This is a genomic window from Microbacterium sp. A93 (assembly GCF_051842835.1).
This window is the reverse complement of the sequence record NZ_JBPXMT010000001.1, coordinates 48,984-63,395: the sequence shown is the minus strand read 5'-3', so window position 1 is coordinate 63,395 and position 14,412 is coordinate 48,984. Positions and strand designations below refer to the sequence as shown.

Here is a 14,412-nt window from a genome sequence, read left to right as displayed (position 1 = left end):
TGTGGTTACTTGATGTCGGTGATCTTGACGCGTGTCAGGTCCTGACGGTGACCCTGACGCTTCTTGTAACCGGTCTTGTTCTTGTACTTCTGGATGATGATCTTCGGACCACGGAGGTTGCGGATAACCTCAGCCGTGACCTTGACCTTCGCCAGAGTGTCGGCGTCGGTGGTCACCGTAGCGCCGTCGACAAGGAGCACAGCGGGAAGTTCGATCTTCTCGCCCTCGGCTGCCTTAACACGATCGAGCTGAACGATCGTGCCGACCTCCACCTTCTCCTGCCGTCCACCGGCGCGCACTACTGCGTAAACCACTTCATACCTGTTTCGTTGGGGAGCTCAATGCTCCGTAAATCTCACGGGAAGACTGTGCTTGCGTTCGTCGCAAGTCCGACGGCGCAAGCTCGGTTACACCGCGCCGACCCGTGGGGACGACTCAGCTCGCGCACCAAAGGACTACTTTACCGGATCACGGGCCCACTCGCAAAGTGAACCCGCGCCGTGTCGCGCGGCCATAGGATCACGGAGTGACCCTACTGATCGATGATCCCATCTGGCCCGCGCACGGACGCTTCTGGGCTCATCTCGTCAGCGATTACAGCTTAGACGAACTTCACGCCTTCGCGCGCCATAATGGCCTGCCGGCACGGTCATTCGACCTAGATCACTACGACGTGCCGGAAGATGCGCTCCCCCGGCTCCTTGCCGCTGGCGCTGTTCACGTCGGCGGCAAGGAGCTCACACGGAGGTTGATCGCCTCAGGACTGCGAATCCCCGCTCGCGACCGAAGACGCTGACGAGTTCACAGATACCGGAGTGCCCGTCAGCGCCGCCGTGGTGACGCGACGACGGTTACGCCCCTGCCCCGGAGCCTTAGGCTCGGGCAGAGCGTCCAGCACCGAGTCCAGCATTTGCTCAGCTTCGGTCTTCGGCGCCTTGCTGCGATCCGAAGAACGCTTCTTGCGCGCCTTCTTCGGACGCTCGGCTGCTGCGGGCTGCTCGAGTTCAACAACGACAGCATCCACACTCGCTGCCACGCGTGCTTCTACGCTCACTTCTACGCTCGGAGTGAGCGTCGAGGCAGCGATCTGCGCGAGCGCGGACTTCGCACCTTCAGGGATGCTGTGAGTTACGGGGCTTGCGGCCTGAGGACTCTGGCCCTGCTGGCTGTTGCCACCGCGCTGGCGTCGATTGTTGGACTGCCCACCGTTGTTGGAGCTTGAGCGATGCTTCACGACCGGATCGTGGTGCACGACCACTCCGCGACCGGCACACACGTCGCACGCCTCGCTGAAGGTCTCTAGCAGTCCGAGACCAAGCTTCTTGCGCGTCATCTGCACCAGGCCCAGCGAGGTGACCTCAGCAACCTGATGCTTGGTACGGTCGCGGCTCAAGCACTCGATCAGTCGACGCAGCACGAGGTCACGGTTCGACTCGAGCACCATGTCGATGAAGTCGACGACGATGATGCCGCCGATGTCTCGCAGACGCAGCTGACGAACGATCTCCTCAGCGGCTTCGAGGTTGTTCTTGGTGACAGTCTCTTCGAGGTTTCCGCCAGTACCGACGAACTTGCCGGTGTTGACGTCGACCACGGTCATCGCCTCAGTGCGGTCGATGACGAGCGATCCACCCGAAGGCAGCCATACCTTGCGGTCGAGGGCTTTCTCGATCTGCTCCGTGATGCGGAAGGCTTCGAAGGGATCGGTGTCGTCCTGATAGGGTTCGACGCGCTCAAGCAGGTCGGGCGCAACGCTCTCGAGGTACGCACGGATCGTCTGCTGAGACTCTTCACCCTGAATGAGCATCTTGGTGAAGTCTTCGTTGAAGACGTCACGCACGATCTTCACGAGGAGGTCGGGCTCGGCATGCAGCAGCGCCGGGGCCTGCTGGCTCTCGACCTGCTTGCGAATGTGCTCCCACTGCAGAGTCAGACGCTGCACATCGCGGGTGAGCTGGTCCTCCGTGGCGCCTTCGGCTGCCGTGCGGACGATAACGCCGCTCGATTCCGGGAGTACTTCCTTGAGGATGCGCTTCAGTCGGGCGCGCTCGTTATCCGGCAGCTTGCGCGAGATGCCGTTCATCGAACCATTCGGCACGTACACGAGGTAGCGGCCGGGAAGCGAGATCTGACTGGTGAGTCGGGCACCCTTGTGTCCGACCGGGTCCTTCGTCACCTGCACGAGCACACGGTCACCGGGCTTCAGCGCCAGTTCGATGCGACGAGGCTGGTTGCCGGTCTCGACACCGTCCCAGTCGACCTCGCCGGAATAAAGTACGGCGTTGCGTCCGCGACCGATGTCGACGAAGGCTGCCTCCATGCTGGGCAGCACGTTCTGCACGCGACCGAGGTAGACGTTGCCGATCAGCGACGCGTCCAGGTTGCGGGCGACGTAGTGCTCCACGAGCACGGCATCCTCGAGGACGCCGATCTGGGTGCGACCGTTCTTCGAGCGGACGACCATCTTGCGATCGACAGACTCGCGACGAGCGAGGAACTCAGCCTCAGTGACGACCGGGCGCCGGCGACCTGCATCGCGGCCATCACGCCGACGCTGCTTCTTCGCCTCGAGACGCGTGGAGCCCTTGATTGCCTTGGGCTCAGTGATGTACTCGACGACGCGCTGGCGCTGACGCGGTTCTTCGCGCTGGTCGTCACCATCTCCGCTGCCGCCACGACGACGACGACCACGACGGGCCGAGGGCGAGTCATCCTGATCGGCGTCGCGGGTGTCATCCCGGTCACGGTCACGGTCATGATTGCGGTCGTGATTGCGATCACGGTCACGGTCACGGTCGAGGTCCTGGTCACGGCCGGAGTACGCAGGAAGCAGTGCGATCGCCGGTGCGTAGAAGTGCAGCTGGGTGGACACCTGCGAGACGAACACCTCGGGAATCAAGCCCAGCGACACAGCGGTCAGCGGTCCGGGATTCACCGGCTCCACTTCTTGAGTGGTGCTGATCGCTTCGACAGGCTCGGCGACCTCAGGCTCAGCCACCTCAGGCGCAGCGGCCTCAGGCTCAGCGACCGGCGTGTCAGCCTCGGAACTTACCGATGGGTCCGGCGCCGCCTCAGCAACGTCAGTCACCTCCGATACGGCCGGCTCCGAGACTGCGTGGGTTTCCTCCGGCGCTACCGGTGCCTCCACGTTCTCGTCGAGGGTAGGGGTGTTGTTGTCATTGTTCTCATCGGCCATCTCTGGCGTGCTCCCTGCGCGGAACAGCGGGTGCTCCGCGAAATCTCATGCGGCACCCGCGGGTGCCGCGAACTCATTCGGTGTGCGACCGGCTCGTAGCTCTGGTCGCGAGGGGCATTGGACCCCAAAGTCTGCGTCGATACCTCGTGCGACGGTGCCGCGCTATGTATCAAAGGTCATTATCGCACCATGTTGGCCAGTTCGCGGCATCCGCGGCCCCCGACACGTTTTCGACGGTCGTTCACGTCGCATCCATAGCGATCGCTGAGATAATCCCAATATGAGCGAGCAGCGCACCCGCCCCGTCTTCTACGCCGTCTGGCTGATCATCGCCGGAGTGATCGGATGGTGGGCAGCTTTCCAGCTCACCGTCGAGAAATTCGTGCTGCTCGCCAATCCGGACGCGGCGCTCAGTTGCGATCTGAGCAGTTTCATCCAGTGCGGAAAGAACCTCGATTCATGGCAGGGGTCCGTGTTCGGGTTCTCGAACCCGATCCTCGGACTCACTGGCTGGATGGCGCCGATCGTGGTCGGTGTCGCCGTGCTCGCCGGTGCACGTTTCCCCCGGTGGTTCTGGGCGACGTTCGGTGTGGGCATCACCTTTGCATTCGGATTCGTCTGCTGGCTGATCGCGCAGAGCATCTACGACCTCGTCGTACTGTGCCCGTGGTGCATGGTCACCTGGGCTGTGACGATCCCGACCTACTTCGCGACCATGGTGCATCTGTTCCGCAACGGCACGTTCAGTAGCTCTAAGAAGGTTCAGCAGCGCGCCGGCCGGCTCATGGTCTGGGTGCCGCTTGCCACGATCCTCGCTTACGCGATCATCGTCGTGATGGCACAGCTGAAGGGCATCGATTTCCTCGGCGAGATGGCGGGCATCCTCTTCTGAATTCCACCCGAAACGTCGAAGCCCGCCCACACCATGATGTGGACGGGCTTCGACGTATGCGGGTCAGCTGAACCAGATTCCGAGCTCGCGGCCTGCGGACTCTGGGCTATCCGAGCCGTGCACAAGGTTCTGCTGCACGGCGAGGCCCCAGTCACGGCCGAAATCGCCACGGATTGTGCCGGGAGCGGCACTGGTGGGGTCAGTGGTGCCAGCCAGAGAGCGGAAGCCCTCAATGACGCGGTTACCCGTGAGGCGAATCGCCACAGACGGGCCGGACATCATGAACTCGAGCAGCGGCTCGTAGAACGGCTTGCCCTCGTGCTCTGCGTAGTGCTCCGCGAGGCGGTCACGATCAGGCTCGACGAGGCGGATGTCTACGAGCGCGTAGCCCTTCGCCTCGATGCGGGCGAGGATCGATCCGGTCAGCCCACGGGCAACGCCGTCCGGCTTGACGAGGACAAGGGTTTCTTCGGTGGCCATGTCAGTCACTCTCTGTATGAGTATCGGTTTCGGAAATATTCGAATTCGCGTCGGCGGGACGTGGGGCATCCAACCGGGCCCCCATGATCGTCGCATATGCCAACATGCCGCCGAAAATCAGCGCGACGAGCAGGATGACCGGAACGAAGAAGCTGGCGAGCGCCACAACCACCTGCAACGACCAGCCAGCGTAGATCGCCCACGGCTTGGTGATCATTCCAGCGACCGCGATCATCGCGACGGCGACGATCACCGCGCCGATGATCGCCCACCACTGCGGAATGTTCGATGGCAGCGCCTTCAGTCCAAAGATTGTCAGTCCTGCCAGCAGCACGACGATTGCTTCGAAGCCGAGGATGATCGGAACAAGCTTCTGCACCAGCGTGCGAGGCGCACGGGCGCGGCGAGGTGCGGGTACGGATGCTGAGTCGCTCATGCGCGCCACCCTGACTTCCAGTCGTCCTCTTCCGCCAGCACGATGGCCTCGCCGGCGAGTACAACGGATCCCGCGATCACGACAGCACGACGGTCCGATGACGCCGCCCACTCTCGGGCAGCATCCGCTGCTTCCGCCAGTGAGGCGTGCACGGTCGCACGATGTCCGGTCTGCTCGACCAGATCGGCGATGGCGTCTGCGTCGTTCGCGCGTTCCGACGTCGGCGCCGTCGCGAACACATGGGCCGTAGCGGGCGCGAGGTGAGCGATGATACCGGCGGCATCCTTGTCAGCGAGCACGCCGAGCACGAGACCCCACTCATCGAAATCGAAGCTGTCGTCCAGCGCCTGCGCGAGAGCCTTCGCCCCGTGCGGATTGTGGGCAGCATCCACGATCACTGTCGGCGCGATGCCGAGCAGTTGCAGGCGGCCAGGCGAAGTCGCTCCCTGCAGACCATCGGCCATGATGTCGTCAGCAATGCGCTGCGAAGCCGCGCCGATCAGTGACTCGACCGCTGCGACCGCAAGAGCCGCGTTGTGGCCCTGATGCGCGCCGTATATCGGCAGATACTCCTCGATATACGTCCCGGCAAGACCGCGGACCGTCAGCAGTTGTCCTCCGACGGCAAGCTTCTGCTCGGCGAGACCGAACTCCTCACCGTCAAAGGCAATCGTGGCGTTCTTCTCGGCGGCGATGCGACGCAGCACCAGGGCAGCCTCGGCCGGCTGCTGCGCAGAGACGACGGCGGCGCCTTCCTTGATGATTCCGGCTTTCACCTGGGCGATCTCAGCGATTGTTTCTCCGAGGCGGTCGGCGTGATCGATATCGATCGGCGCGAATACGGCGACATCGCCGTCGGCGGTGTTCGTGGAATCCCACTCCCCGCCCATGCCGACTTCGAGCACGAGAACATCGACGGGAGCATCCGCTGCCGCAACGAACGCGAGGACGGTGAGCAGCTCGAAGAAGGTGAGCGGTGCGTCATCAGCGGCTTCGAGTTCGTCGTCCACCATCCCGACGAAGAGCTCGATCTCGTCCCACGCATCGGCGATCGCACCATCGTCGATCGGCTCGCCATCGATCATGATGCGCTCGGTGAAGCGGTCCAGGTGCGGACTCGTGAACAGTCCGGTGCGCAGTCCGTGCGCCCGCAGCAGACTCTCAATCATCCGAGCCGTCGACGTCTTGCCGTTCGTGCCAGTGATGTGCACGACACGATAGGTGCGCTGCGGGTTATCCAACAGGTCCAGGATGCGTGCGGTGCGCTCCTTACGCGGCTGTACCCAGCGCTCGCCGGCGCGAGCCAGTAGCGCGTCGTAAACAGCATCGGCGCGTTTGCGGTCAGACATTCTTCGCTCCTTCGATGTTCGTATCGATCGTCACGATGATGGATGCCTTCTCTGATCCGAGGGCCGTCGCGCCGCTGCGGAAGACACCGTCGCCGGGGCTCATGACGTTCTTCACCAGCTCATCGATGTCATCGGTTGCCTGCACGGCGAAGCCGATGGCGAGGGTCTCCCCCGCGATCAGCTCAGCGTGCGCCTGCAGCGCCTCCGCATTCGCCGGCGAGACGTTCAGTGCGAGCACGATGCGGTCACTGACGTCGAGACCAGCGTTCTTGCGGGCCTCCTGCACGACGCGGATCGCGTCGCGCGCCATACCTTCAGACTCCAGCTCCGGGGTCGTCTGCGTGTCGAGCAGCACGAAGCCGCCGGTGGGAACGATTGCCAGCGCTTCGCCCTCGGGGCGGCCGGTGGTCTCGAGCGCGAGGTCGTACTCCGCAGGCTCCAGTGCGATGCCTCCGGCAGTGACGACGCCTTCGACCTCGGACCAGTCGCCGCCGCGGGCAGCCTTGATCACGGTCTGCACTTCCTTGCCGAGGCGCGGGCCTGCCGCGCGAGCGTTGACGCTGAGGCGGTGACTGATGCCATACTCGCTCGCTGCCGTGTCGGTGAGCTGTACGAGCTCGACCGACTTGACGTTGAGCTCCTCCCGCAGGATTCCCTCGAACTGACGCAGCGAATCGGCCAGTGGAGACACGACGGTGAAGCGCGCAAGCGGCAGACGCACGCGCAGCTTCTCCTTCTTGCGCAGCGCATTACCGACGCTGGAGAGTTCGCGTACGGCATCCATCGCATCGCGGATGTCGTCAGCGGCGGGGAACGCGGCAGCATCCGGCCAATCGGTCAGATGTACACTGCGCCCGCCGGTGAGGCCCTGCCACACACGCTCGCTGATGAGCGGCACGAGGGGCGCGGCGACCCGGGTCAGCGTCTCGAGCACGGTGTACAGCGTGTCGAAGGCTTCGCGGCTCTTCGGGTCTTCGGTCACCCCCACCCAGAATCGGTCGCGTGAGCGACGGATGTACCAGTTCGTCAAAACCTCGGCGAAGTCGCGCAGCCGTGCGGATGCCGTGGTCGAGTCGAGTCCTTCGAGGTCGGATGCCATGTCACGGACAAGGTCTCCGAGCCGGGCCAGGATGTACCGATCGAGCACGTCCGTCGAGTCAGTGCGCCAGGTGGCCTGGTAGCCGCCCGAGGCGTTCGCGTAGGTCGCGAAGAAGTACCAGGAGCTCCACAGCGGCAGCAGGAACTCGCGAACGCCGGCACGGATGCCCTCCTCCGTCACCGAGAGGTTGCCGCCACGCAGCACCGAGCTCGACATGAGGAACCAGCGCATCGCGTCGGAGCCGTCACGGTCGAAGACCTCGCTGACCGCTGGATAGTTCTGCAGCGACTTCGACATCTTGTAACCGTCGTTGCCGAGCACGATGCCGTGGCAGCTGACGCCGGTGAACGCCGGGCGATCGAACAGTGCGGTCGACAGCACGTGCATGACGTAGAACCAGCCGCGCGTCTGCCCGATGTACTCGACGATGAAGTCCGCCGGCGAGTGCGAATCAAACCATTCCTGGTTCTCGAACGGGTAGTGCACCTGCGCGTAGGGCATGGAGCCCGAGTCGAACCAGACGTCGAACACATCCTCGATGCGGCGCATGGTGCTCTTGCCGGTGGGGTCGTCCGGGTTCGGGCGCGTCAGATCATCGATGTACGGCCGGTGCAGGTCGATCTCACCCTCGGGGTTGCGCGGGAGCGTGCCAAAGTCGCGCTCCATGTCCTCGAGCGAGCCGTAGGCGTCGATGCGCGGGTACTCGGGGTCGTCGCTCTTCCAGATCGGGATCGGTGAGCCCCAGTAGCGGTTGCGGCTGATCGACCAGTCGCGTGCGCCCTCGAGCCACTTGCCGAACTGCCCCTCCTTGACGTTTTCGGGCACCCAGGTGATCTGCTCGTTGTTCGCGAGCATGTCGTCCTTGATGTCCGTCACGCGGATGAACCAGCTGGACACTGCCTTGTAGATCAGGGGGTTACGGCAACGCCAGCAGTGCGGGTAGCTGTGGTCGTAGCTGGCCTCGCGGATCAGGCGCCCGCTGTCCTTGATGAGGCGGATCAGCGGACGGTTGGCATCCATCCACAGTTCACCGGCAACATCGGTCACGTTCGGTAGGAACTTTCCGCCGTCGTCGAGCGAAATGATCGTCGGGATGCCGGCGGCCGTAGCGATCCGCTGGTCGTCCTCACCGTAGGCAGGGGCCTGGTGCACGATGCCGGTGCCGTCGGTGGTGGTGACATAGTCGTCGACGAGGATGCGCCAGGCGTGCTCGGTGCCGTAGGTCTCGGTGTCGGCGAAGTAGTCGAACAAACGGTCGTAGGTGACATCCTGCAGGGCTGCACCCGTGTGCGTCGCCTCGACGGCGGCCAGGGCATCCTCCGCGTTCTCGTAGCCGAGATCCTTGGCGTAGCCGCCGAGCAGTTCGCGTGCCAGCAGGTAGCGGTGGGCGGATGCCTCGACGGGATCGTCGCCGGTGTGGATGTCGGCGGCGTCGTTAGGACCCGCGGGGACGACCACGTACTCGATTCCAGGGCCTACGGCGAGCGCAAGGTTCGTCGGCAGAGTCCAGGGCGTCGTCGTCCAGGCGAGGGCGCGTACGCCGGTCAGACCAAGCGACTCCGCCTTCGCACCAGTGAGCGGGAACGTCGCGGTGACGGACGGGTCCTGACGCATCTGGTAGACGTCGTCGTCCATGCGCAGCTCGTGGGCACTGAGCGGTGTCTCATCGCGCCAGCAGTAGGGCAGCACGCGGTAGCCCTCATACGCGAGACCCTTGTCGTAGAGGGTCTTAAAAGCCCAGAGCACGCTCTCCATGTAGCCAAGGTCGAGCGTCTTGTAGCCGCGGTCGAAGTCGACCCAGCGCGCCTGACGAGTGACGTATTCCTGCCACTGGTCGGTGTACGCGAGCACGGAGTCGCGCGCCTTGTCGTTGAACTTGTCGATGCCCATGGCCTCGATCTCGGCCTTCTCGGTGATGCCGAGCTGCTTCATGGCTTCGAGTTCAGCGGGGAGGCCATGCGTGTCCCAGCCGAAGACACGGTCGACCTTCTTGCCACGCATCGTCTGGAAGCGCGGGAAGAGGTCCTTCGCGTACCCGGTCAGCAGGTGACCGTAGTGGGGCAGGCCGTTGGCGAACGGAGGGCCGTCGTAGAAGACCCACTCTTCGGCGCCCTCACGCTGAGCGATGGACGCACGGAAGGTGTCATCACTCTTCCAGAAGTCGAGGACATCGCGCTCGATCTCCGGGAAGCGAGGGCTGGGGACGACAGTGGCGTCGGCAGCGGGGCCGAATGCGGAGTTGCGGGGGTAAGTCATATCTGCTCGCAGTGTTCGTCGTGGGCTTCTGCGAGGACGATCCACCCGGACCGCGGTACCACCTCACGTGCTGCGTCGTCGGGGACGATGCAACCACTCTCACTGCGGCGATGACGGGCCTGCCCCGCTCGGTTCTACTTACAGTTGCCTGCGTTCTTCCGAGAGCTCCCCGGTGATGGCCGGATCAAAGCGTGTGTGTCTATTGTACGCGGGTGCGCGCTTCGGCGCTGCGGCCGTGCGCCCCGCTCGGAGATGTACGCGTTCTTCGGACGATCCAGGTGATTTCGTCCGAGAATGCTGCACATCTCCGAGCGGGCGGAACGCGTTGCTCTCCACTACGCGTCACTTAGCGAGGTGCAGCTCCTGAGCGACCGAGCGCATGATGAGATCCTGCACGCTGGCCCACTCGAACATCATCTGCTGATAGCTGATCCTGATGACGTGATACCCCATGAGCCGTAGCTCGGCGTCGTGCCGAATGTCCTCACTGCGTTGCGGACCCACGTGATGCGCGCCATCGATCTGAAGCACGAGCCGCTCGCCGATCAGCGCGTCCACACGGTGCCCGGCAATCCAGGTCTGTATGACGATCGACAACCGCAGCCAATGCAACCGCGGGCGCAGATACGTCTCCAGTCCCGCGTCCGCAAACGGAGTGGCGGCAGCGAGGAGCCTGCGCGCCTGAGGTCTCCAGGGATAGCCTGCGAGCGCTGCCAATGTGACAAGCCCCTTGTTCAGCGCGGAGTCCCAGGTCGCCAGCGCCCGCTCGTACGGCTCGCATTCTGCGACCACAGCAAGAACGTTCTCGATGGGGTCCTCCAGCGCATCCGGATGCCGCGGGACGAGCGGCTTCGACCAGTGGATATGCGCCCGTTCCGTCTTCCCACCGGCCCCGTTCGGATCAGTTGCGACGTGAAACACTTCCGGTTCTTCGTGCACCCACAATTTCAGCCGTGCTGCTTGCGACAGACAGGTGACGACCACGCCGGCACGGGCAGCAGCGACGAGCACCGGATCGGCGTCTCGTGTCGCCACCCATCCTCGCTTCACGCGCACGAGCCTGCCGTCACGTAACGCGCCGTCGATCGCGCGGCGTCCGATCCCCTGCAGCCTCAGGCGTTCGACGCGCACCACACCGCCCTGCTCGGTGACGAGCTGGACCAGGTCGGGGGCCGTGCGCAACAGCATCCGGTCATTCTCTGATGATTGACGTTGACGGAGACCTCGAAATAACGCGTTCTGTGCACAACTTCATCGCGCTCTCCGAAGTGCAGGGAGAGTGAGCGCGTGCGCCATCCTCGGAGAAGTACGCGTTCTTCGGAGGTTCTGCGCGCATTCGTCCGAGGAATCTGCACATCTCCGAGCGGGGCGCCCGGCATCAGCGGCGCGAAATCACCCAGGCAACAGCCCGAACACGGCCATATCGTGCCGCACATCCCCGACGGGCAGCGCACTGCGCAGCGTTCCCTCGCGCTCGAACCCCAGACGCTCGGCGAGGCGGATGCTGCGGACGTTGTGCACGGCCGTGCGAATCTCCACGCGCGCGATGCCGTCGGCGAACATGTCCGTGATCAGCTCCTGGCACGCGCGCTGTGCGATGCCACGCCCTTCCATGTCCGCGTCGAGCCAATAGCCGAGCTCCCCGGTGCCCGAGTAACGGTCTAACTGCGCCGACACCGAGCCGATCGGGCGGCCGTGGTGCATCAGCACGGTCGGAATCGCTCGACCGTCGATATACCGTTGCAGCTGCTCGCGGTTCCAGTCGTCTTCTGCACCGTCCGGATCGAACCAATGCGCCCACGGCTCCCACTGCCGCAGCCGATCGAGGTTCGCTGCAGCCACCGGCCGCACCGCCCGCGCCATGTCGGGCGTGCGCAACGCGAGGCTGATGCCGTCTCCGAGGTCGCGCTCGAACCCCATCAGCGGTGGTACCCGTGCAGGTCTTCCTGCACTGCGTTGATCCAGACCTCGTCACCGCCGTCGGGGTCGGAGATCCGCACCGTCCGCGCGAAGGCCTCATCGACAACGGATGCTGCGAACCCGGCATCCCGCAATCGCACAGCCAGCGCGTCGAGGTCGCCACGCGCCTCGAACGACAGTCCGATCCTGGGCTCGCCCTCGTGCAGGCCGACCACACCACCGTCGCAGAGCATCTCGACCCAGCCGCCGCGATCCGCCACGATACCGGCCCGGAACCCGAGGGCTTCAAGGATCCCCCGCGGCTCGGTGAGGTCTTCCTGGAACCAGGTCGGCTGCACGGCGATGTCGCCGGCTCCGCGCTGGACCGCACCTTCGGACACGGAGATCGAGACGCCGGATGCCGCGCGGACGATGACCATTTCTCCCACGCCCTCCATCGTCACGGCCTCGACGTCGAAGCCCGACAGTGCGGATGCCGCGGCATCCAGATCTTCGACGATGAGGTGGATGTCAGTCGTACCGGGGCGATGCGCAGCAGTAACACCGTGCTCGTCTTCAACACCGTGGATACCGAGCACACCGTCGGCATGGAACTCGCCCCATGCCGCATCCGGCGGGAACGGCGCGACGAAGCCGAGAGTCTCGGCCAGCTTCCACCAGTCGGCGGGATGCTCCGTGTACAGGATCTGCTGCACGACCGTCATGACGTCTCCTCCAGATATCCGTGCAACGCGGCCTCGACGATCGCGGAGAGGCTGACGCCCTCATCAATCGCCCGGTGCTTGACCTCCCGGATCAGATCAGGCGGGAGGTACACGTTGAACTGCGCCTTCTTCGAGGCAGGTTCATTTGCTTGCATGCTAGCAATATAGCATCCCGTGCCGGATACCCTGGAACAATGGCCCGAGCTTCCGATTCTCCCGCAGCCCCTCGCATTTCCCAGCCGGACCTGCCGCCGCACCTGGAACCCGCCCAGCCCTCCCGCGGTGCGGACTTCCTGCAGGCGGCCCTCGATCTGGGCGGCGATGTCAACCTCGCCCACGCGACACTCGAGCAGTGCACCGTCACTGCGGATGCGGACAGCATCGACCTCACCGGAGCGACAATCCTCGATGTCGATGCGAAGGACCTGCGCGTCGCATCCATGACGCTGCGCAACGCCGGCATCCGCCGACTACGCATCACCGGTGGCCGCATCGGCACCCTCGACCTCAGCGGCACCCGCATCGACGAGCTCGAGATCCGCGATGTGCGCATCGACTATCTGACGCTGGGCGGTGCGAAGGGCTCCGACATCCTCTTCGCGGACTCCACAATCCGCACTCTGGACATGCCTCAGGCGCAGCTCACCCGGATGCGCTTCGACAGATGCCATACGCAGGAGGTCGATCCGCGCGGCCTGCGGGCGAAGGATGTCGATCTGCGCGGGCTCGACGCCGATACCTTCGTCGATGCGAACAGCCTGCGCGGTACGACGTTGACGACGCATCAGATCCAGCAACTCGCACCCGTGATCGCCGCGGGGCTCGGAATCCAGATCAAGGACTGAGGAGAGAAGCGAAGCTCTCCAGCGCAGCGGAACCCGTGAGTTCGCCCGCCACCAGCGGCAGTTCCACAAGCGGCACCCCCGGCACCTTCGCCCGAATCGTCTCCAGATGGCGATCTTCCAAGGCGCGGCGCCGGAGCAACAGCTCACCGGCATCAGCGGGAGAGCGGCGATTGGCCACGAGGGCGGTGATATGCACGTGCATTCCGGTCAGCACATTGACGACCTCGAGAGTCTCTGCCACCGGTAGGGCCTCGGCGGTGAATACCACGACGAATCCGGCACGCGCAGGGTCGGTGATGGCTTGCTGCAGGTTCTCGAAACGCTCGCGACGGCGTAGCAACGTTCGTCGCAGTTCCGCCTCGGCATTGGGCGCGGAATCAGCCCTCCCGGTCAGCCCGCGCATCGCCGCAGAGAACCGTTCAGAGCGATCCCGGTTTCGCAGCAGCGTCTCGGTCCAGCCCGCGAGTTGCCCTGGCAGCGCAAGCAGGCGCAGAGTATGCCCGGAGGGTGCCGTATCGAACACGACCAGGTCGTACTCGCGCTCCCCCAACTCGGTCGCCTCCGCGATGCGCTCCAGCACCGCGGCTTCGTGGCTGCCGGGAGCGTGACGAGCCCGCTCGAGATGCTCGCGCGCCTGAGCGTGCTGTCGTTCCGGCAGCAGCCTGATCATCGTCTGCTCCACGGCGGCCAGATGTCTCTCGATCGTCGCCTCAGGGTTAATTTCCACCCCGTCGAGCACTCCGCCCAGCGCTCCGGGCTCGGCCAGGCGAACCGGTGTGTCCCCGACCTCACGTTCCCAAAGATGACCGAGATTGTGCGCCGGATCGGTCGAGACGACCAGCACTCGCGCACCTTCCCGCGCTCTCGCCAACGAGATCGCCGACGCGAGAGATGTCTTGCCCACGCCACCCTTGCCACCGATGAACAGGATGCGCCGGCCAGCATCCGCTAACAGCATGAGACCTGATCCAAGGGTGAGCGAGGCATCCCCATCCGCCGGTGCCACGCGTGAAAATCTTCCGTCAGCATCGGCATCAATTCTGCACTGTAGTAGGCGGCAGGATCTGGCACCCCGAGCGCCTCGCCGAGCACGACCAGCGTGAACAGGTCATCCTCGTCACGGCGCTCACGAGCAAGCGTCTGCCGGTACGGGCCCGCGTAGTACTCGGTCAAACCATCCCGGAACGCGGCCCAGCGTCGAGACAGACGCTGGGCCGCCGTACCGTGCCTCACGA

Annotated in this window: 15 protein-coding genes; 3 read left to right on the top strand and 12 right to left on the bottom strand. The window is 64.5% G+C overall.

Annotated elements, in window-relative coordinates; genetic code table 11:
- Window positions 1–5: 5 nt before the first annotated feature.
- Window positions 6–314, bottom strand: coding sequence for a 50S ribosomal protein L21 (gene rplU, locus ACSU1G_RS00325; protein WP_439277917.1), 309 nt, complete (start codon window positions 312–314; stop codon window positions 6–8).
- A gap of 212 nt (window positions 315–526) precedes the next feature.
- Here rplU and ACSU1G_RS00320 point away from each other — a divergent pair, with 212 nt between their 5' ends.
- On the top strand, window positions 527–796 hold the full coding sequence (locus ACSU1G_RS00320) for a DUF4031 domain-containing protein (protein ID WP_439277916.1): 270 nt from the start codon (window positions 527–529) through the stop codon (window positions 794–796).
- Here ACSU1G_RS00320 and ACSU1G_RS00315 read toward each other — a convergent pair.
- On the bottom strand, window positions 758–3,196 hold the full coding sequence (locus tag ACSU1G_RS00315; protein WP_439277915.1) for an Rne/Rng family ribonuclease: 2,439 nt from the start codon (window positions 3,194–3,196) through the stop codon (window positions 758–760). The two genes, ACSU1G_RS00320 and ACSU1G_RS00315, sit on opposite strands and share 39 nt — an antisense overlap.
- 280 nt (window positions 3,197–3,476) lie before the next feature.
- On the opposite strand from ACSU1G_RS00315, the gene ACSU1G_RS00310 reads away from it, so the two are divergent.
- Window positions 3,477–4,088, top strand: coding sequence for a vitamin K epoxide reductase family protein (locus ACSU1G_RS00310; protein ID WP_439277914.1), 612 nt, complete (start codon window positions 3,477–3,479; stop codon window positions 4,086–4,088).
- A gap of 63 nt (window positions 4,089–4,151) precedes the next feature.
- Here the strand turns inward: ACSU1G_RS00310 and ndk are convergent, their stop codons facing one another.
- The 8 genes from ndk to ACSU1G_RS00270 all read right to left on the bottom strand — a co-directional run bounded on the left by ndk (window position 4,152) and on the right by ACSU1G_RS00270 (window position 12,487).
- Window positions 4,152–4,568, bottom strand: coding sequence for a nucleoside-diphosphate kinase (gene ndk / locus ACSU1G_RS00305; protein ID WP_439277913.1), 417 nt, complete (start codon window positions 4,566–4,568; stop codon window positions 4,152–4,154).
- 1 nt (window position 4,569) lies between these two features.
- Window positions 4,570–5,004, bottom strand: a complete 435-nt coding sequence (locus tag ACSU1G_RS00300) for a DUF4233 domain-containing protein (RefSeq protein WP_439278654.1) — start codon at window positions 5,002–5,004, stop codon at window positions 4,570–4,572.
- On the bottom strand, window positions 5,001–6,353 hold the full coding sequence (locus tag ACSU1G_RS00295; RefSeq protein WP_439277912.1) for a bifunctional folylpolyglutamate synthase/dihydrofolate synthase: 1,353 nt from the start codon (window positions 6,351–6,353) through the stop codon (window positions 5,001–5,003). Before ACSU1G_RS00295 ends, ACSU1G_RS00300 begins: the two co-directional genes overlap by 4 nt.
- Window positions 6,346–9,708 carry an isoleucine--tRNA ligase gene (ileS, locus tag ACSU1G_RS00290; protein WP_439277911.1) on the bottom strand — a complete coding sequence of 1,121 codons (3,363 nt, stop codon included), beginning with the start codon at window positions 9,706–9,708 and terminating at the stop codon, window positions 6,346–6,348. The genes ACSU1G_RS00295 and ileS overlap by 8 nt, the downstream gene beginning before the upstream one ends.
- 342 nt (window positions 9,709–10,050) lie before the next feature.
- The gene (locus ACSU1G_RS00285) at window positions 10,051–10,896 is read right to left on the bottom strand and encodes a DUF559 domain-containing protein (RefSeq protein WP_439277910.1); all 846 of its coding nucleotides are present in this window, start codon (window positions 10,894–10,896) and stop codon (window positions 10,051–10,053) included.
- Window positions 10,897–11,100: 204 nt separating this feature from the next.
- Window positions 11,101–11,628 carry a GNAT family N-acetyltransferase gene (locus ACSU1G_RS00280; RefSeq protein WP_439277909.1) on the bottom strand — a complete coding sequence of 176 codons (528 nt, stop codon included), beginning with the start codon at window positions 11,626–11,628 and terminating at the stop codon, window positions 11,101–11,103.
- Window positions 11,628–12,332, bottom strand: a complete 705-nt coding sequence (locus ACSU1G_RS00275) for a hypothetical protein (RefSeq protein WP_439277908.1) — start codon at window positions 12,330–12,332, stop codon at window positions 11,628–11,630. Before ACSU1G_RS00275 ends, ACSU1G_RS00280 begins: the two co-directional genes overlap by 1 nt.
- Window positions 12,329–12,487 (bottom strand): CopG family transcriptional regulator, encoded by a 159-nt coding sequence (locus tag ACSU1G_RS00270; RefSeq protein ID WP_439277907.1) that lies wholly within the window; start codon window positions 12,485–12,487, stop codon window positions 12,329–12,331. The genes ACSU1G_RS00275 and ACSU1G_RS00270 overlap by 4 nt, the downstream gene beginning before the upstream one ends.
- A gap of 39 nt (window positions 12,488–12,526) precedes the next feature.
- Here ACSU1G_RS00270 and ACSU1G_RS00265 point away from each other — a divergent pair, with 39 nt between their 5' ends.
- A complete protein-coding gene (locus ACSU1G_RS00265; RefSeq protein WP_439277906.1) occupies window positions 12,527–13,177 on the top strand; it encodes a pentapeptide repeat-containing protein in 651 nt (216 codons plus the stop codon).
- On the opposite strand, the gene ACSU1G_RS00260 is transcribed toward ACSU1G_RS00265, so the two are convergent.
- On the bottom strand, window positions 13,167–14,135 hold the full coding sequence (locus ACSU1G_RS00260; RefSeq protein ID WP_439277905.1) for an ArsA family ATPase: 969 nt from the start codon (window positions 14,133–14,135) through the stop codon (window positions 13,167–13,169). The two genes, ACSU1G_RS00265 and ACSU1G_RS00260, sit on opposite strands and share 11 nt — an antisense overlap.
- Window positions 14,126–14,410 (bottom strand): cory-CC-star protein, encoded by a 285-nt coding sequence (locus ACSU1G_RS00255; protein WP_439277904.1) that lies wholly within the window; start codon window positions 14,408–14,410, stop codon window positions 14,126–14,128. Before ACSU1G_RS00255 ends, ACSU1G_RS00260 begins: the two co-directional genes overlap by 10 nt.
- Window positions 14,411–14,412 lie beyond the last annotated feature (2 nt).